Below are 17,694 nucleotides of genomic sequence, written 5' to 3'. Positions count from 1 at the left end.
GCCATGGCTCGTAGGCAGCTCGCGGGCGTGCTTGTCCTCCTGCTTGTCGCCAGCGGCTGCTCGGTCGCCCAGCGCGCCAACGGGACAGCTCCGGCTCCGGTGCCACCCAGGGTGATCGTCCCGACCGTGATCGCTCCCCCGCAGGCCGAGGGCCTGGACGGTACGTCGGGAGCGCCCGGGCCGCAGGTGTGTACGGCGATCACGCGCACCCTGACTGCCAAGTTCCGCGGCCCCGTCACGGCGAAGCCGAACGCCTGGAACGACGGCGGACTCCCCGCGATGGACCTCTGCACGCTGCTGCTCGGGGACCTGCCGGTCACGATCGGCGTGAGCGCGCTGCCGATCCAGCCGGACACGCTCAGCCGGCTCGTGGAGAACCCCGGGTCGGTCGCCGAGCTCCCGGAGCTCGGTCCGGAAGCAACCATCAGCGAGTCGCGGATCGTGTTCCGGGTCGGCGACCGCGCGGTGCGGATCACGCCGGCCGGCGGCATCGACCGCGATCCCGCCGACGGGATCGAGAAGGCACGCGCGGTCACGATCGCGCTCGCCGCACGGGACGCCGTGCCGCGCACCCTGCGGCCGGCCCGGCAGGCGGACGAGACCTGTCAGCTGTCGACCTCGGCCGCGGAGCGGTTCATCCGGCTGCGGGTGCAGCTGCGGCGGGACTACCGGGTGAAGGGCGCGCTGACGTGCGTCTGGGGAACGTACGACGCGACCGTGTCCATTGTCGAGGCGTTCGACCAGGCGACGATCCCGGAAGCGCAGCAGGTGCCGCCGCCCCGGTTCGCGCCGATCGGCCAGCCCGGCTACTACCTCCCCGAGGCCGGCGAACTCGTCTTCCGCCAGGGCCGCCGCGTAGTCCGCGTCACGGCCCTGACCAACCCGCCACGCGAGGTCACCCTCGACACCCTGACCACCCTGGTCGACCCGATGCTCCCGCTCTTCCTGCGCTGACCTTCACCGATCAGGCCCTCGCCGGTGAGTGATCCCGCGTGGGCGATCTGCCGTCTACGGCCAGGACTTCGCGAGCAGCGCCCGGGTGTCGGCGAGCAGTTGCGGGAGGACCTTCGTGTGCGCGATCGCGGGCATGAAGTTGGTGTCCCCCGACCACCGCGGTACGACGTGCTGGTGCAGGTGCCCGGCGATGCCGGCGCCGGCGATCTCGCCCTGGTTCATGCCGATGTTGAAGCCCTGCGCCGCCGACACCGTGCGGACCGCCTGCATCGCCTCGCGGGTCAGCGTCGAGACGTCCGCGACCTCGGCGTCGGTCAGCTCGGTGTAGTCGGCGACGTGCCGGTAGGGCACGACCATCAGGTGCCCCGGGTTGTACGGATACAGGTTGAGCACGGCGTACGCCGCCTCGCCGCGGTGCACGATCAGCGCGTCCACGTCCGGCAGCCCCGGAAGCCGGCAGAACGGGCACCCGGCCCCGGCCTCGGAGCTGGTCGGCTTGTTCTCGCCCTCGATGTAGGCCATCCGGTGCGGCGTCCACAACCGCATGAACGGGTCCGGCACCCCGACGCCGTCCTGCCGCACCAGCTCCTCGGGCTCGTACGGCGATCCGGGGTGCTCGCTCATACCCGCTCCGTCATACCTGGACGCGCTTCTTCACGGACTCGACGATCTCCGCGACCGCGTCCGCGATCGGTACGCCGTTCTTCTGCGTGCCGTCGCGGTACCGGAACGAGACCGACCCGGCGGCCATGTCCTCGTCACCGGCGATCAGCATGTACGGCGTCTTCGCCTTCTGGGCGTTCCGGATCTTCTTCTGCATCCGGTCGTCGGAGGCGTCGACCTCGACCCGGATCCCCTCCGCCTTGAGCTGCTTCGCGACGTCGAACAGGTAGTCCACGTGCCCGTCGGTCACCGGGATGCCGACCACCTGGATCGGGGCCAGCCAGGGCGGGAAGGCGCCGGCGTAGTGCTCGGTGAGGACCGCGACGAACCGCTCGATCGAGCCGAACAGCGCGCGGTGGATCATCACCGGCCGCTGCCGGGAGCCGTCCGGCGCGGTGTACTCGAGCTCGAACCGCTCGGGCAGGTTGAAGTCCAGCTGGATCGTCGACATCTGCCAGGTCCGGCCGATCGCGTCCTTGGCCTGGACGGAGATCTTCGGGCCGTAGAACGCGGCGCCGCCCGGGTCCGGGACCAGCTCCAGACCGGAGCCCTCGGCGACCTCGCGCAACGTCGCGGTGGCCTCCTCCCAGACCTCGTCGGAGCCGACGAACTTGTCCGGGTTCTTGGTGGACAGCTCCAGGTAGAAGTCGTCCAGGCCGTAGTCGGCGAGCAGGCCGAGCACGAAGGTGAGCAGGTTGCGCAGCTCGTCGCGCATCTGCTCCCGGGTGCAGTAGATGTGGGCGTCGTCCTGGGTGAAGCCGCGGGCCCGGGTCATGCCGTGCACGACGCCGGACTTCTCCAGCCGGTACACCGTGCCGAACTCGAACAGCCGCAGCGGCAGCTCCCGGTACGACCGGCCGCGGGCGGCGAAGATCAGGTTGTGCATCGGGCAGTTCATCGGCTTCAGGTAGTAGTCCTGGCCCTGCTTGCGGATCTGCCCGTCCGCGCCGCGCTCCTCGTCCAGGTGCATGGGCGGGTACATGCCGTCGGCGTACCAGTCGAGGTGCCCGGAGGTCTCGAACAGCTGGCCCTTGGTGATGTGCGGCGAGTAGACGAACTCGTAGTCGTCCTCGACGTGCCGCTGGCGGGAGTAGTCCTCCATCACCTTGCGCAGCACACCGCCCTTCGGGTGGAAGACGGCCAGGCCGGAGCCGATCTCGTCCGGGAAGCTGAACAGGTCGAGCTCGGTGCCCAGCTTGCGGTGGTCGCGCTTGGCGGCCTCCTCGAGCCGGGTCAGGTGGGCCTTCAGCTCGTCGCGCGACTCCCACGCGGTGCCGTAGATCCGCTGCAGCTGCGGGTTCTTCTCGCTCCCCCGCCAGTACGCCGCGGCGGTGCGCATCAGCTTGAAGTTGCCGAGATACCCCGTGGCGGGCACGTGCGGCCCGCGGCACAGGTCCTTCCAGGCGACGCTGTCGTCGCGCCGGATGTTGTCGTAGATCGTCAGCTCGCCGCCGCCGACCTCGACGCTCGCGCCCTCGGCCGCGTCCGCCGCGGAGCCCTTGATGCCGATCAGCTCGAGCTTGTAGGGCTCGCTCGCCAGCTCGGTGCGTGCGTCGTCGTCGGAGACCACCCGGCGGCTGAACCGCTGCCGCTCCTTGATGATCTGCTGCATCTTCTTCTCGAGCTTGGTCAGGTCTTCCGGCGTGAACGGCGTCGGCACGTCGAAGTCGTAGTAGAACCCGTTCTCCACCGGCGGGCCGATGCCGAGCTTGGCCTCCGGGAACAGGTCCTGCACTGCCTGGGCGAGGACGTGCGCGGTCGAGTGCCGGATGATCGCCCGGCCGTCCTCCGACGACGCCTTGACCGGCTCGATCTCGTCGCCGTCGGCGACCACCCGGGACAGGTCCCGCAGCTCGCCGTTGACCCGGGCGGCGATGGCGGAGCGGTCTTGGCCGAAGATCCCGGCGAACAGCTCCCCGATCGTCGTCGTCTCGGTCACACTCCGCTCAGCCTCGCCCTCGACGCCGATCAGATGGACCTTGACTTCCGACACGTTCACTCCTCGGTTCCCGACCGGCCCGGTTGCCGGTCACGCCACGAATGGTATCGACTCACCTGACGAAAGTAGGGGTCGGGACCAGCCGCTCGTCCGATGTGCCGCGGCAGGCCTGATTTCTAGGTTCTTCGGTATGAGTGACGCGATCCTGCACTTCGCCGAAGAGTTGATGTCCTCGTGGTGGATCTATCTCGCGCTGTGGGGGTTCGCCACGCTGGACGGGTTCTTCCCGGCGATCCCCAGCGAGACCCTGGTCGTCACCGCCGGCGTGTTCGCCGCGGCCACCGGCGAGCCGAACCTGTACGCCGTGATCGTGGTCTCCGCGATCGGCGCGTTCGTCGGCGACCACGTGTCGTACGCACTCGGCCGCGGCGCCGGCGGGCGGCTGCTCGACCGGATGAAGCCAGGCACCAAACGGCACGCGGCCGTCCTGTGGGCCCGCCGCGCGCTGGCCGAGCGTGGCGGTCTCGTCCTCGTGGTCGCCCGCTACGTCCCCGGCGGCCGGACGGCGGTCACGCTGACGATGGGATCGGTGCGCTACCCGCTGCGCAGCTTCACTTCCTTCGCGGCCCTGGCCGCCATCAGTTGGGGCGTCTACTGCACCCTCGTCGGTTACATCGGCGGCAAGGCCTTCGAGGACAACCCGCTGAAGGGCGTCGTCCTCGGGATCGGCCTTGCGCTGGCGGTCACGCTCGTCGTCGAGCTGGTCCGCCACCGCCTCCGCAAAGCTCAACCTCAGGTCGAGCGTGAGCCCGAACTGATCGACCGCTGACCGACCCCGCGGGCTGTCACACTGTGTGGTCGTGCCCGGAATCCTGCGTAGTCCCAAGATCCTCGTCGCCTCCGTGGCGCTGCTCCTTGTCGCTTGCAGCTCGGACCAGGGCGGGCCGGACGCGCAGTACGTCGTACCGGACACCGCCGGGCAGGCAAAGGGCCAGGCGCAGGTCCTCACCGAGGCGCTGCGCAAGCGCGGGCTGGTGTGCTCCGACCTGTACCCGGACAACAAGCCGCTGGTCGTCCGGGGCTGCTACCGCAAGGACGCCACCCACGACATCAAGGCGGACTTCACCGCGACGCCGGACGGTCAGCTGGTCTCGGGGTCGTTCGACATCGCGTACACCGACCCGGCCGACGCCCCGCAGGCCAAGCCGGACCTCGAGGCCGTCGTCGGGGACTTCGCCGCAGCCAGTGGCGCCGGCGAGCTGACCGGCCTACTCGCCAAGAGCGGCGAGCACCGGACCGCTTGGGGGTCGGCCACCGTGCTGAGCGCCGGGCTCGAGGGCTTCGGCGGAATGGATCTGGAGCGGAAGGGCTGGAAGTGGCCGACGCTCCCCGATCACGCATTCGCCGGGACCGCCGAGCAGGTGGCCGGCGCCGCCACCGCCGACGGGTTCACCTGCACCAGTTCCAACAGCAGAACCGTCCAGAACTGCATCCGGGACTCAGACCTGGTGACCGCGATCAGCAGCGTCGACGGCATCCACGTGATCGGGATCCGGGCCGGCTCCTGGACGGCGGCTCGCACCCTCCAGGAGCACATCTTCGCGGCACTCACCGGCAACGCTGGGCCGGCCGGCGACCGGAGGCCGCTGGCGACGCAGTGGTTCGCGGCCGGCGAGGCAGCCGGAGCACGCGCCTACGTCGACGGGCTCCAGCTCTGCCAGGCCAAGCACAGCAGGAGCAGCACTGTCTTCAGCATCAGCGCCCTCGTACCGGCCGGAACCACCTCCGGGGAATGCTGATGCTGCTCAGCGCGGGGTGTTCAGCGCGATCGTGATCTGCTCGGACACCCTGGCGGCCAGATCGAGCGCCGCCCGGCGGGTGCCGGGCTGCAGCGCGGAGTGGTCGAGCGGTCCCTCGGCGGCAATGTGCATGTCGGTCGGGATGTCGACGACGGCGGCGGCGCGGGACTCGAAGTACGGCCGGAGCTGCTTCTCGACCTCCTTGTTCACGTCGCCGGGACCGTTCGAGACCGCGATGATCGCGCGGCGGATCAGCCGCTGCGCCTCCGGGCCCTGGTTGTCGAGCTCCTCCAGCATCTGTACGGCGGCCGCGCAGGACAGGCTCTTCCACTTGATCGGGATGACGAGGGCGTCGGCCGCCTTCATCGCCTCGCGCCAGTTGCTGGAGCCCTCGTTGTTGCCGGTGTCGATCACGAGCACCTTGTAGAACCGGCTCAGCAGGCGGTGGATCTGGTCGAAGTCCTTGGCCTCGATCTGCGCGTACGTCGTGGTCGCGGACGTCAGCACGTCGTACTGACCGGCGACCTGGTGCCGCAGGTACGCCGCGACGTCCCCGAGCCGCGCGTCCGGCTGGGTCAGCATCGGCATCGCCTGCAGCATGTCCGTGACGGTGGACCGCGAGTTCGTGTCGTGGGTGCGCAGGTGCATGTTGCCGCGCAGCTCGTTGTTGTCCCAGGCCACGACCCCGCCGCCGCGCGCCTGCCCGAGCGCACCGGACAGCAGCAGCGTGGTCGGCGTCTTGCCCGAGCCGCCCTTCGGGTTCGCCACGACGATCGTCACCGGACGCCGGAAGGCCGTCGCGGCGGTCGCCCGCGCGATCCGCTCGGAACGCTCCGAGCTACCGGGCCGCAGCTTCAGCACGCTCCGCACACCGCGCTCGGCCGGAGCCTCCCGCGGCAACGGCAGCGCCTGGATCAGCTCGTCGGCACGGTACGACAGGTTCTGCGGCGGCTGCTGCGCTTGCTGACCGGGGACGCCCTGCGGGAAGAACTGCTGAGCGGCCTGCGACAGCGGCTGACCGGGCTGGCCGTGCTGGACAGGCTGACCGGGCTGAGCAGGCTGACCGGCGGCGTGCTGCGCCGGCCCCTGCGGGAGCTGGCCACCCTGCGGCTGACCGCCCTGCGGCTGACCGCCCTGGTCGTCGTGCCCGGAGCCGTGGAACGAGGAACCCCCGAACACCGGGGTGCTCTGGCCGGCCTCCGGAGCAGCGCTGTCGGCTGCCCCGGTCGACGCCGCCTCGCCGTCGACAGCCAACTCGTCGTCCTGCTCCTCGGGCTGGCTCCACGACGCCGCACCGGACTCGGCGGCCGGCTGGGTCCAGGACGGCGCGGGCTGGCTCTGCGGCTGCGTCCACGGCGCCGGCTGGTCCACGGGCTTCGGAGCCACTCCCCACGAGTCGGTGCGCGAGAGCGCGTCCTCCTGCTCGTCGGTCTCCTCGACCTGGTCGGCGTCGGGCGACTGGTTCGGGTCCGGCTGGGTCCAGGAGGGGGTCGGCTGCCACATTCTCCGGACCTCGGCCGCCGCCGCTTCCCGGTCCTTGTGCTGTCCGGAGGTGTGCGAGTCGGTCACGACCTGGATCCCCGATTCTGTGAGAGGGGGCGGGTGGCCCCTGAGGCTTGCTGGGTGGCCCGGAGGATGTGAGGGCCCCCGGGAGGGTCCACTATCCCATGACCGGGTGTCCTCACAACGTCACGACCCGGAGCGTCCGGTGACGGTTCCGCACCAGTACCCGACTGTGCGTCAGCCCGTGACCAGCCCGGCTTCGTAGGCGACGATCGCGGCCTGGACCCGGTTCTTCACCCGCAGCCGCAACAGGATCGCGCTGACGTACGCCTTCACGGTCCCCTCGACCAGGAACAGCCGCGCGGCGATCTCTGCGTTCGACATTCCGGCACCGAGCAGTCCGAGCACCTCGAGCTCGCGCGGAGTCAAGGTGCTGACCTGTTCCTTGGCGGCCGCCGCCCGCGCCATCGCGCCGCCGCCGGCGCCGGCGCTCAGCTCGGCGATCACTCGCTGCGCGACCTTGGGAGACAGGTACGCGGCGCCGTCGGCGACCGCCTTCAGCCCGGCGATGAGTTCGCGCGGATCGCCCGACTTGAGCAGGAAGCCGCTCGCGCCGTCGCCGAGCGCGCGGGCGATGTAGGCGTCCTCCGAGAACGTGGTGAGGACGACGACCGCCGTCTCCGGTACGATCCGCCGGATCTCCGCGCCGGCGGCGAGTCCGTCCATCCGCGGCATCCGGATGTCGAGCACGGCGACGTCCGGCCGGTGCCGCCGTACCGCTTCGACGGCCTCGACGCCGTCGGCCGCCTCGGCGACGACCTCGATCTCGTCGTCGGTGCCGAGGATCGCGCGGACTCCGGCCCGCACCATCGCCTCGTCGTCGGCGAGCATCACCCTGATCATCGATTGCCTTCCGGTGTCGGTGGAACAGATCCGCTCTGTACGACGGCCTTGGCGACCAATGCGCCGTCGGCGAAACACAAGCGGTAGACGTAATTGGCCGAGAACGGGGCCGCCGGGCGGTAGTACCGGCAGCTCCATCCGGCCGGAGCGTGATAGTCCTCCCCCGGCGGGTCGATCATCTGCATCCGCGGCAGCAGCTTCGCGACGTCCGCCTCGGACTGGCCGACGGTGAGTGCGTCGTACTGCGCCGGACGCAGGATCGCGCTGTAGCCGGCGACGAGGTAGTAGCCAAGGGCAACCGCACCGACGACGGCGCCCAACAGGACGGGCGCGGCAATCGCGGTGATGAGGCCACGCTGTGCGCTACGCCGTACCGTGGCACGCTCCACCGCCGCAGTGGGTGGCTCCGGTCGGCCGCCGGCGCGGGGCATCGTGGCACTGACCTCGAACCCACCACCCGGACGCGATCCCGCGGCGAGCGAACCGCCGGCCAGACGGACCCGCTCACGCAGCCCGTCGAGCCCACGCCCACCTGACGGCGCGGCCACCACCTGGGTCGCACCGGTGTCCACCACCGCCACCCGTACGTCGTCGTCGTGCGTCGTTACGCTGACGGTCACGGCCGCACCAGGTGCGTGTTTGCTCGCGTTCGTCAGCGATTCCTGGACCACGCGGTGCACGGCGCGGTCGACCATCGGCGCCAGTACGCCGTCGATCTCCTCTGTCAGCCGCACCGCCAGACCGGACGCTGCCGCCCTGTCCACCAACGCACGCACCGTCTCGTCGTGCGGCACGGTCGGTGCGTCCTGGTCACGCAGTACGCCGACGATCTCGCCCAGTCGCTCCGTGGCCGTCGCCGCCGACTCGCGGAGCTCACCCGCGGCCCGCCGGTGTTCCTCCGGGAGCGACGGGTCGAGCTCGAGGGCGGCCGCGCGCAGCGCGATCAGGCTGAGCTCGTGACCGACCGAGTCGTGCATGTCCTCGGCGATCCGGGACCGCTCGCGCAGCCGCTCCTGGTCGATCTCCATCCGCTGTTCGCGCTCGATCCGCTCGGCCCGCTCCCAGCCGGCCGACGCCAGCAAGGCCTGCTGCGCCCGGTACCGGCCCATCAACCAAGGCAGCACAACCAGGAGCAGTGCGAGCAGGAGCAGCATCAGCCAGGTCAGGATCGCCTCTGTTGCCTGTGCTCCCCTACGCATCGTCAGTGCAAGCACCAGCATCCCGAGCAGCGACCAACTGCAGAGCAGGACGAAGTGCTTGAGCTGTGTCTCCCTGCGCCCGGCCAGATAGCTCAGGAGGCTGATCGCCGGTACGAGCGCGATCTGCACGCCGTTCGTCGTACCGAGCGCGAAGGCGAGCACGACGATCTCCGTCCACGCCACGACACACAGAGCGACCAGCGGCCACTTCCGCCGGCCGAAGACAGCGAACGCCAGGACGGCGAGACACGCGGCACGAAACCCGTACGGATCGTGGCGCGCGCCGCTCTCCGCGAGCACGAGAAGGCTCAGCGCGGCCCACAGACCCGCGTCCCCCAGGCGCCGCCACTTCATGGCGTAGACGCTACACAGTCGCAGCACGCCCGCCGTACTGCCGAAAGTCAGGTCTCCGCGTCGATCAGCTCGAACGGTACGTAAGACAGCGTCGGCACCGGTTCGCCGCGCAACTGGGCCAGGAGGAGGTCCACGGCGAGCCGGCCCATCTCGGTCTGGTTCTGGCGCACGTGCAGGTACGGCGGTCCGCCGATGGAGTCGCCCGGCGAGTCGAAACACGCGACCACCCGATCGCCGCCCAGTGCCCTGTCGACCATGCGGGCCAGGTTGTACTCACAGGCGAAGTACGCCGTCACCTCGGGCCGCTGCTCGCGGAAGGCCCGGATGGTGTCCATGTCCGCCCGGACGCTCTCGGTGGTCGTCGAACCGGGCAGCGTGCTGCGCAGGTCGGTCAGCTCGTACGGACGGCCACGGTCGCCGAAGGCGGAGCGGAAGCCCTCCAACCGCTCCTCGATCGAAGACGTGTTCACCGGCGGCGGCGAGACGAACGCGATGTGTTCATGTCCCTGGGTCAGCAGCCGCTGCGTCAGCGCCCGAGCCGCGGCGACGTTGTCCGTCAGTACGGCGGACACCGGGATACCGGACAGCTGCCGGTCGACCAGCACGACCGGGAAGCCGTCCAGCACCTGCCGCAGCAGGCTGGCGTTGTAGAAGTCGCCGTACACCGGGAACACGATCAGACCGTCCACCGTGGCCACCAGCGAGTCGACGGCCTTCTCCTCGTCGGTCTGACGCCCGTGCGTCCGCCGGATCACCAGATGGGCGCCCTGCTCCGCGCAGCGCTCCTCGATGGTGTTGAGGAGGTCCAGCCCGAACGCCTCCGACATCGACGGCACGATGTAGGCGATCGACAGCGTCTCGCGCCGTGGGTTCGACCGGAGCGGGACGGTCAGCTCGGTGAGGTCGGGCAGCCGGGGTACGACGAACGTGCCCTTGCCGCGGACACGCTCGACCAGACCGGCTTCCCGCAGCACCTCCAGGGCCCGCTTGGAGGTGATCCGGCTGACCGCGAACTGCGCGGCGAGCTCCATCTCCGACGGGACCCGGTCGCCCGGCCGCAGCGTGCCGCGGCGGAGCTGCTCCAGCACGTGATCACAGATCCGCTCGTACAGCAGTGCCACAGCGCCTCCCCCTCATGACTTGTCCGGTTGACATATCCAATCATCCACGGGAACTGTCGGTGGGCGGTGGCACCGTGCTGACCATGGACATCGCAGGCAAGACTGCAGTGGTCACCGGAGCGGCCGTCGGGATCGGCCGGGCGATCGCCGCCCGGCTGGGCGCCGCGGGCGCGTCGGTGGTGGTCGCCGACCTCGATGCGGCAGGCGGCGAGGAGACCCGCGCGCTGATCGGGCCGACGGCGCGGTTCGTCCAGGTCGACCTGCGCGACGACAACGCCGTGCGCGAGCTGATGGCGTGCCGGCCGCAGATCCTGGTCAACAACGCCGGCGGCGGCGCGGTGCTGCGGCCGTGCTTCCCGGAGGCCTCGGTCGAGCGCTGGACCGCGGCGCTGGACCTGAATCTCCGCGCTCCGATGCTGACCACCCAGCTGGCGATCCCGGGGATGCGGGCGGCGGGCGGCGGCGCCGTGGTGAATGTCGGCTCCACGGCTGGGGTGGGCTTCGGGCCGCACGTGTCCCCGGAGTACAGCGCGGCGAAGGCGGCCTTGATCCGCTTCACGACCACGTTGCCCGACATCGACGGCGTCCGGGTGAACTGCGTGGTCCCCGACTGGGTCGCGACGCCACGCGGGATCCGCGAGCGCGCGGCACTCCAGCCGGCCGAGCGCGGCCAGGCGCTCGTCCCACTCGATGCGGTCACCGACGCGGTGGTCGATTTCGTGGCGGACGACTCGCTCGCCGGTCGGGTCGTCCTGCTGGAACGCGAGTCGGAGCCCCGGTGGTTGAACTAGGTGGTGGCTAACCCCTGCGGCTGGCACCATTCCGTCATGACGCGCCCTCCGGTGGCCGCATTCGCGGCCCGGCCCGTGACGACCATTGCGCTCATCGTCGGTGCGGTGCTGACCGCGCTGTCCGGGCGCTACGGCTACCACCGCGACGAGCTGTACTTCATGGTCGCCGGCCGGCACCTCAGTTGGGGGTACGTCGACCAGCCGCCGCTGACCCCGTTCATCGCGCGCGTCTCGACCGCGGTCTTCGGCGACACCGTGATGGGGCTGCGGGTGCTGTCGACGCTGAGCACCGTCGCGACGATCGTGGTCGTCGCGCTGATCGCCCGCGAGTTCGGCAGCGAGCGACGCGGGCAGATCCTGGCCGCGGTCTGCGCCGCGGTCTCCGGCTTCGTCCTCGGCGTCGGGCACCTCGTGTCCACCGCGACGTACGACCTGCTCGCCTGGATGCTGATCGGCCTGTTCGCGGTGAAGCTGCTGCGGACGGGCGACGGCCGTTGGTGGCTCGCGCTCGGCCTGACGGCCGGGATCGCGCTGGAGAACAAGTACCTTGTCGTGCTGCCGCTCGGAGCCCTGTTCGTGTCGCTGCTGATCGTCGGTCCGCGCGGCATACTGCGTTCCTGGTGGCTCCTCGCAGGTGTGGCCGTCGCAGGGCTGATCGCCCTGCCGAACGTGCTGTGGCAGTTTCAGCACGACTGGCCGCAGCTCAAGGTGGCCGGCGGTATCAGCGAGGACGACGGCGCCGAGAACCGGATCATGTTCGTCCCACTCCAGATCCTGCAGCTGTCACCGTTCCTGGTCCCGGTCTGGATCGCCGGGTTCCGCCGGATCTGGCGTGAGCTGCCGTGGGCGCGGGCCGTCGCCCTCGCCTACCCGGTGCTGTGCGTCATCGTCCTCGCGGCCGGCGGCAAGTCGTACTACGCGCTGCCGCTGCTGCTGGTGCTTGTGGCGGCTGGTTGTGAGCCGACACTTCGCTGGATCGGCCGGCACCGCGTTGTCGCTGTCGTCGGTCTGACGCTGACCGCGCTGACCTCCGCCGTGTTCACGCTTCCGGTGCTGCCCGCGTCGGCCGCGGACTTCGTCATCCCGGTGAACAAGGAGCAAGGCGAGCAGATCGGCTGGCCGGCCTTCGCCGCGTCCGTCGCCGATGTCTGGGGTCGGATCCCTGTTGGTGAGCGATCGACGGCGACGCTGTTCACCGGGAACTACGGCGAGGCCGGTGCACTCGTGCGCTACGGGCCCGCGCACGGGCTGCCGTCGCCGTACTCCGCGCACATGAGCTTCTGGGACTGGGCGCGACCACCGGACACCAACACCGGCCCGGTCCTCCTCGTCGAGCTCGAACGGACGCCGATCTTCGAGTCGTACTTCCGGGATTGCGAGCAGGTCGGGACGATCGACAGCATCGTGGCCAACGACGAGGACGGGACCGCGCTCGTCCTGTGCTCCGCGCCCGCCGAGGCCTGGTCCACGTTGTGGCCGAAGGTCCGCCAGTTCTACTGATCCGCTTACGGTTGCGGGATGCTCGACGTACCAGCTGGATTGCTGTTCCTGCGCGACGACCGGGTGGGCAGGCGCTGGCCTGTGGATCTGCCGGCCTTCCGGCTCGCCCCGTACCCGGTCGCGCGGGACGGCGTGCCGCTCACCGGCGTGAGCTGGTACGACGCCGTTGCCATGTGCAACCAGATGTCGGCGGACGCCGGGTTGCCGCTCGCCTATGCGATCGACGGCGAGCAGGTCGCGTGGGATCGGTCCTCGCCCGGCTACCGCCTGCCCACCGAGGCCGAATGGCAGTACGCGTGCACCGCCGGCACGCCCGGCTATCGCTACGGGCCACTCGACGAGATCGCCTGGTACGCCGCGAACTCCGGCGGACACGCGCATCCGGTCGGCCTGCGCGCGCCGAACGCGTGGGGGTTCCACGACATGCTCGGCAACGTGTGGGAGTGGTGCTGGGACCTGTACGACCCGGAAACCTACGGCTCGTACCGGATCTTCCGCGGCGGCGGCTTCGCCGACGAAGACCGCTCGATCGGCTCCACCGTCCGCCGCCGGTCGCACCCGACATTCGCGATCGAGGACCTGGGCTTCCGGGTCGCGCAGTCGATCGTCGACTAGGGCTTGAGTGCGAGTTTGCCGACGGTGGCGCGGGCCTCGAGTTCGCTCAGCGCCTTCGGGCCGTCGGCGAGGTCGTAGACGGTCGGGCGGCCGGGTGGGTAGACGCCGGCCTCGATCAGCTCGTCCAGCTCTGCGAGGACCTTCGCGAACAGCTCCGGCGCGTGCCGGATCGTGGTGGTCAGGTGCTGGCCGATCACGTGCACCGGGTGCCGGAAGTTGAGCTCCCAGTTGCTGATCGAGGCTTCGCCCGCCGCGGCCCCGATCACGACAACCTTCCCCGTCACCCGGCGCGCGACCTCGACGCTCTGCCGGAACGTGTCACCGCCGACGGATTCGAGCACGATGTCGGCGCCGCGTCCGTCGGTCAGCCTTCGCACCTCGGCGACCAGATCCGCGTTCCGGTAGTCGATGACATGATCCGCGCCGAGCCGCCGTACGACGTCGTGCTTCGCGGCGGACGCGGTCGCGATGACGGTCGCACCGTAGTACTTCGCGATCCGCACCGCAGCCTGTCCGACACCACCAGCCGCCGCGTGGATCAGCACGAAGTCACCTGCGCTGAGCTGCCCCGGGCGGAGCGACACAAGCGCGGTGGCCCAGTTGAGCACAAGCCCGAGCGCCTCCTCATCACTCCACCCGGCCGGCACAGGCACGACGGCGTCCGCAGCCATCACCATGTACTCCGCAAACGCCCCGGCGCCTGTGCCTATGACGTGGTCTCCTACAGCCACCCGCGTCACGTCCTCGCCCAGGGCAACGACGGTGCCGGCGGCCTCGAAGCCCGCGACGTACGGCGGCTTGGGACCGCCGTCGTACGTGCCGCGCGTCTGCATCACGTCCGCAAAGTTCACGCCGGCGACACCGACCTTCACGAGCACCTCATCCGGCCCCACCACCGGCACCGGAACGTCCACGACCCGCATCACCCCGGGCCCGTCCAACGAAGGCTGCTCCAACGCCCGCACGATCTCACCATCCCTCTATATGTTTGATCTTGATCGTACATCCGTTCGCTACTCATCAAACAAGATCTCGGCATCCGGTCGGTTTCGCCAGCCTGCCCTTCGTGAAGTCCGCCCACTGGCCGATCGAGTCCGGCGTCCAGCCCCTCGCGAGCAACCTCGACAGGACGTCTCGCCGCCCAGCCCTCCTCGCCACGCTCAGCCACCGCCCAACCCCTGCGAAATGACCACACACGTCCTGTCGAGCTGGCACACCCAGGGTCGAGGTCCCGGGACTTTCGACCAATGTTGCCGGGCCTGACAGCCCTTGGTCGCCGTTCGGCTCCCACCTACACACGAAGTAGGTAACACTCCGTGTTCCCTCACCAAGAGAGAGCACGGATCTCGCGGTTCAGCCCAGGGCGGGGCGACCGCATTACGGGGAGGGGGGACACGAGCATGTCTCAGCAGCATCCGCGGCGGAACGATCAAGTGAGGCGGAGCATCTTCACGGCACTGGCAGCCGGAGGGGTTGTCGTTGGCCTGGTGGCGTGTGGCGGGGTGGCAGGCAATCCGGCTAGTACGCAGCCGACGGGCACCAACGCACTTCCTGAGTCGACAGCGACCTCGCCGACTACGAGCGAGACGCCGGCGCCGACCGACGAACCGTCCACCTCTGACACCACCGTCGCGTTCGGCAAGGCGTTCACCTGGGAGAACGGCGTCTCCGCAACCGTGTCCGCGCCGAAGGCATACCGGCGGTCAGATACCGGATTCGGCGGCGAGAGCTTCAAGCACGCTGTTCAGTTCACGATCACGATCGTGAACAAGTCCGGCAAGGCGTTCGATCCTTCGACGGCCACTGCCACCGTTCAGAGTGGCGACGTCGAGGGTGACGAGATCTTCGACTCGGCCCACGGCATCAACGGTTCACCGGACACGAAGATCCTCGACGGCCGGCAGGCGCGGTACAAGGTCGCCTTCGGGGTCTCGAATCCCAAGGACATCGTCTTCGAGTTCACGCCCGGTTTCGAGTACGACTCGGCGATCTGGACGACCTGATCCGGGCGGACGCCGGAAGTGAAGACACGCGCCCAGTGGCCACGCAACGAAAGACCCCTCCCAGATCACCGGGAGGGGCCCTCAACGCCTGCCATTGAAATTTGGTGGACGATACTGGGATCGAACCAGTGACCTCTTCCGTGTCAGGGAAGCGCGCTACCGCTGCGCCAATCGTCCGTCTGGAACCTGATTGAGGTTCTCGAGGTGGAGACGGGATTCGAACCCGTGTACACGGCTTTGCAGGCCGTTGCCTCGCCTCTCGGCCACTCCACCACTGAGAAAGCTGGCGTGCCGAACCCTCTCCGAGCGGACGACCGGGTTCGAACCGGCGACCTCAACCTTGGCAAGGTTGCGCTCTACCAACTGAGCTACGTCCGCATTGCGCCCGGTTTCGATGTCCCCGGCGCGAGAAGAACATTAGCCCATCTCCGCCCCAGTTCAAAAACCGGGGTCCCCCACAGGTCGACGTACGGTCATCAACTGCTCACCTCCGGACTGCCCCGCGGTCCTTGATCACCTGCGCACTAAGGTGATTCCCGGAAGGAGCACCACATGCGTATCTGGCTCAACGGCGCCTTGCTGGACGACGAGGCGACGGTCTCGCCGCTGGACCACGGGCTGACCACCGGCGACGGCGTCTTCGAGACGATCAAGATCGAGAGCGGCCGCCCGTTCGCGGTCCGGCGGCATCTCGACCGGCTGGTCCGTTCGGCGGTCGGGCTCGGCCTCCCGGCGCCGGACGTCGCCGCGATCGAGGCGGGGATCGACGCCGTGATCGAGGCCGACCCGGGGATCCCGTTCGGCCGGCTGCGGATCACGTACACCGGCGGGGTCTCGCCGCTGTCGTCGGACCGCGGTACGTCGGGGCCGACCGTGCTGGTCGCGACACAGGAGATCAAGCGCCCGTCGCCGGTGTCGGCGATCGTGACCGTGCCGTGGGTACGCAACGAGCGCAGCGCGGTGGCCGGCCTGAAGACCACGTCGTACGCCGAGAACGTCCGCGCGCTCGCCTACGCGAAGGAACGCGGCGGCAGCGAGGCGATCTTCGCGAACACGATCGGCAACCTCAGCGAGGGCACCGGCTCGAACATCTTCTGCGTGTACGACGGTGAGCTGGTCACGCCGACGCTCGAATCGGGCGCACTGGCCGGCGTGACGCGCGCGCTCGTGCTGGAGTGGTTCGGCGGCGTGGAGCGCGACGTGCCGCTGGAGCGGCTGTTCGAGGCCGAGGAGATCTTCCTCACATCGACAACTCGTGACGTCCAGGACATCCAGCGTGTCGACGACCGCGACCTGCCGGCGCCCGGCACCATCACCGCGCAGGTCGCGAAGATCTTCGCGGAACGCTCCGCGGAAAACCCCAACCCCTGACAGACGCCGGCCTGGGGAGGAATTCGTCCCTGATCGGGCGGACAATCCTCCCCAGGCCGGCGTTCGTTCCTGAGTTATTCGCCGGAGGCTTTGCGGCGCTCGCGGTACGCCGCGACGTGCAAGCGGTTGCCGCACGTCCTGGCATCGCAGTACCGCTTCGAACGGTTGCGCGACAGGTCGATCAAGGCGTCGTCGCAGTCCGGCGCCTCGCAGCGCCGCAGGCGTTCGCGTTCACCCGCGGAGATCACCTGGGCGAGCGCGATCCCGCACTCCACGGTGATCCGGCAGGCCAGCGACGCGCCGTCGCGGGAGTAGTGGATGTGCCACGGGTGCCCGTCGTGGTTGGTCAGCCGCGGAGTCGACGTCCCACGCGCGATGATCGCGTTGATCATCGTCGCCGCGGACGCGTCGGAATCCGTGGTGAACACCGGCGCGAACAGCGGGCGCAGGTCCCGGACCTCGGCCAGGTCCTTCTCCGTCAGCATGCCGACCGCGCTGAACTCCCGTTCCTGGACGAACTTCTCCAGATCCTCCAGGGTCTCCAGCGAGTCGACCTGACTGTTCGGTCCGGGCATGGTGTTGACGAGCCGGACCAGCGTCCCGAGCGCCTGCTCGGTGTCGTGCGAGAAAGTCACAATCACGTCTCCAACGCGACGGGATCTCCGTCCTGCAGCAAGAGTAGCCCGGCCCGATTAGATCGTCGCTTCATCATGCGCTATGGTTTCACCCGCAACACCACATAAGAAACATCAGCACCACCCCGGGCGATTGGCGCAGTGGTAGCGCGCTTCGTTCACACCGAAGAGGTCACTGGTTCGAACCCAGTATCGCCCACGAAGTCGATAGGCGGCGTGTGCTCGCGGAAAGCGCGAGCCGCGTCGCCTTCGTCGTTTTGTGCGGCTGCGCTTCGCTTGCCGCCGGCGGGGGCTCCGCCACCCGCACCCCCCTGCGCCGTCGCTTCGCTCGGCGGCGGTGGTTG

Annotated in this window: 16 protein-coding genes and 4 tRNA genes; 9 read left to right on the top strand and 11 right to left on the bottom strand. The window is 69.5% G+C overall.

What is annotated here, in order from left to right; translation table 11 throughout:
• Positions 1-3 precede the first annotated feature (3 nt).
• Positions 4-954: a hypothetical protein gene (locus ACWEOO_RS20880; RefSeq protein ID WP_452144383.1), complete on the top strand. Its 951-nt coding sequence runs from the start codon at positions 4-6 to the stop codon at positions 952-954.
• A 54-nt stretch (positions 955-1,008) separates the two neighbouring features.
• Here ACWEOO_RS20880 and ACWEOO_RS20875 read toward each other — a convergent pair whose 3' ends face one another.
• Complete coding sequence (locus tag ACWEOO_RS20875) at positions 1,009-1,578, bottom strand: HIT family protein (protein ID WP_359929102.1); 570 nt, start codon at positions 1,576-1,578, stop codon at positions 1,009-1,011.
• A gap of 10 nt (positions 1,579-1,588) precedes the next feature.
• Positions 1,589-3,610, bottom strand: coding sequence for a threonine--tRNA ligase (gene thrS, locus ACWEOO_RS20870; RefSeq protein ID WP_359929104.1), 2,022 nt, complete (start codon positions 3,608-3,610; stop codon positions 1,589-1,591).
• A gap of 136 nt (positions 3,611-3,746) precedes the next feature.
• Here thrS and ACWEOO_RS20865 point away from each other — a divergent pair, with 136 nt between their 5' ends.
• Positions 3,747-4,385 carry a DedA family protein gene (locus ACWEOO_RS20865; RefSeq protein WP_452144382.1) on the top strand — a complete coding sequence of 213 codons (639 nt, stop codon included), beginning with the start codon at positions 3,747-3,749 and terminating at the stop codon, positions 4,383-4,385.
• A gap of 31 nt (positions 4,386-4,416) precedes the next feature.
• Positions 4,417-5,355, top strand: coding sequence for a hypothetical protein (locus ACWEOO_RS20860; RefSeq protein WP_452144381.1), 939 nt, complete (start codon positions 4,417-4,419; stop codon positions 5,353-5,355).
• Positions 5,356-5,361: 6 nt separating this feature from the next.
• On the opposite strand, the gene ACWEOO_RS20855 is transcribed toward ACWEOO_RS20860, so the two are convergent.
• The 4 genes from ACWEOO_RS20855 to ACWEOO_RS20840 all read right to left on the bottom strand — a co-directional run bounded on the left by ACWEOO_RS20855 (position 5,362) and on the right by ACWEOO_RS20840 (position 10,435).
• Entirely contained in the window at positions 5,362-6,924 is a 1,563-nt protein-coding gene (locus ACWEOO_RS20855) for a division plane positioning ATPase MipZ (protein WP_452144380.1), read from the bottom strand.
• A gap of 171 nt (positions 6,925-7,095) precedes the next feature.
• Entirely contained in the window at positions 7,096-7,761 is a 666-nt protein-coding gene (locus tag ACWEOO_RS20850; protein WP_452144379.1) for a response regulator, read from the bottom strand.
• Positions 7,758-9,314: a sensor histidine kinase gene (locus ACWEOO_RS20845; protein ID WP_452144378.1), complete on the bottom strand. Its 1,557-nt coding sequence runs from the start codon at positions 9,312-9,314 to the stop codon at positions 7,758-7,760. Before ACWEOO_RS20845 ends, ACWEOO_RS20850 begins: the two co-directional genes overlap by 4 nt.
• Positions 9,315-9,361: 47 nt before the next feature.
• Positions 9,362-10,435 (bottom strand): GntR family transcriptional regulator, encoded by a 1,074-nt coding sequence (locus ACWEOO_RS20840; RefSeq protein ID WP_359929116.1) that lies wholly within the window; start codon positions 10,433-10,435, stop codon positions 9,362-9,364.
• Positions 10,436-10,518: 83 nt separating this feature from the next.
• Here ACWEOO_RS20840 and ACWEOO_RS20835 point away from each other — a divergent pair, with 83 nt between their 5' ends.
• The 3 genes from ACWEOO_RS20835 to ACWEOO_RS20825 are packed head-to-tail and all read left to right on the top strand — an operon-like array spanning position 10,519 to position 13,341.
• Positions 10,519-11,226 carry an SDR family NAD(P)-dependent oxidoreductase gene (locus ACWEOO_RS20835; RefSeq protein WP_452144377.1) on the top strand — a complete coding sequence of 236 codons (708 nt, stop codon included), beginning with the start codon at positions 10,519-10,521 and terminating at the stop codon, positions 11,224-11,226.
• Positions 11,227-11,262: 36 nt separating this feature from the next.
• Entirely contained in the window at positions 11,263-12,726 is a 1,464-nt protein-coding gene (locus tag ACWEOO_RS20830; RefSeq protein WP_452144376.1) for an ArnT family glycosyltransferase, read from the top strand.
• 18 nt (positions 12,727-12,744) lie between these two features.
• Positions 12,745-13,341, top strand: coding sequence for a formylglycine-generating enzyme family protein (locus tag ACWEOO_RS20825; RefSeq protein WP_452144375.1), 597 nt, complete (start codon positions 12,745-12,747; stop codon positions 13,339-13,341).
• Here ACWEOO_RS20825 and ACWEOO_RS20820 read toward each other — a convergent pair.
• Positions 13,338-14,306, bottom strand: a complete 969-nt coding sequence (locus tag ACWEOO_RS20820; RefSeq protein ID WP_452144374.1) for an NADPH:quinone oxidoreductase family protein — start codon at positions 14,304-14,306, stop codon at positions 13,338-13,340. The two genes, ACWEOO_RS20825 and ACWEOO_RS20820, sit on opposite strands and share 4 nt — an antisense overlap.
• Positions 14,307-14,843: 537 nt before the next feature.
• On the opposite strand from ACWEOO_RS20820, the gene ACWEOO_RS20815 reads away from it, so the two are divergent.
• The gene (locus tag ACWEOO_RS20815; protein ID WP_452144373.1) at positions 14,844-15,344 is read left to right on the top strand and encodes a hypothetical protein; all 501 of its coding nucleotides are present in this window, start codon (positions 14,844-14,846) and stop codon (positions 15,342-15,344) included.
• Positions 15,345-15,446: 102 nt separating this feature from the next.
• On the opposite strand, the gene ACWEOO_RS20810 is transcribed toward ACWEOO_RS20815, so the two are convergent.
• The 3 genes from ACWEOO_RS20810 to ACWEOO_RS20800 all read right to left on the bottom strand — a co-directional run bounded on the left by ACWEOO_RS20810 (position 15,447) and on the right by ACWEOO_RS20800 (position 15,722).
• Positions 15,447-15,521: transfer RNA gene (locus ACWEOO_RS20810), tRNA-Val, on the bottom strand.
• Between the two features lie 25 nt (positions 15,522-15,546).
• Positions 15,547-15,617: transfer RNA gene (locus ACWEOO_RS20805), tRNA-Cys, on the bottom strand.
• Positions 15,618-15,649: 32 nt separating this feature from the next.
• A tRNA-Gly gene (locus ACWEOO_RS20800) sits at positions 15,650-15,722 on the bottom strand.
• 174 nt (positions 15,723-15,896) lie between these two features.
• On the opposite strand from ACWEOO_RS20800, the gene ACWEOO_RS20795 reads away from it, so the two are divergent.
• The gene (locus ACWEOO_RS20795) at positions 15,897-16,715 is read left to right on the top strand and encodes an aminotransferase class IV (RefSeq protein ID WP_452144372.1); all 819 of its coding nucleotides are present in this window, start codon (positions 15,897-15,899) and stop codon (positions 16,713-16,715) included.
• 74 nt (positions 16,716-16,789) lie between these two features.
• Here the strand turns inward: ACWEOO_RS20795 and ACWEOO_RS20790 are convergent, their stop codons facing one another.
• The gene (locus ACWEOO_RS20790) at positions 16,790-17,356 is read right to left on the bottom strand and encodes a CGNR zinc finger domain-containing protein (protein WP_452144371.1); all 567 of its coding nucleotides are present in this window, start codon (positions 17,354-17,356) and stop codon (positions 16,790-16,792) included.
• 121 nt (positions 17,357-17,477) lie between these two features.
• On the opposite strand from ACWEOO_RS20790, the gene ACWEOO_RS20785 reads away from it, so the two are divergent.
• Positions 17,478-17,549, top strand: a tRNA-Val gene (locus tag ACWEOO_RS20785).
• Positions 17,550-17,694: the final 145 nt, after the last annotated feature.

It is taken from the genome of Kribbella sp. NPDC004138 (assembly GCF_053603655.1).
This window is presented reverse-complemented; position numbering and strand designations above follow the sequence as displayed.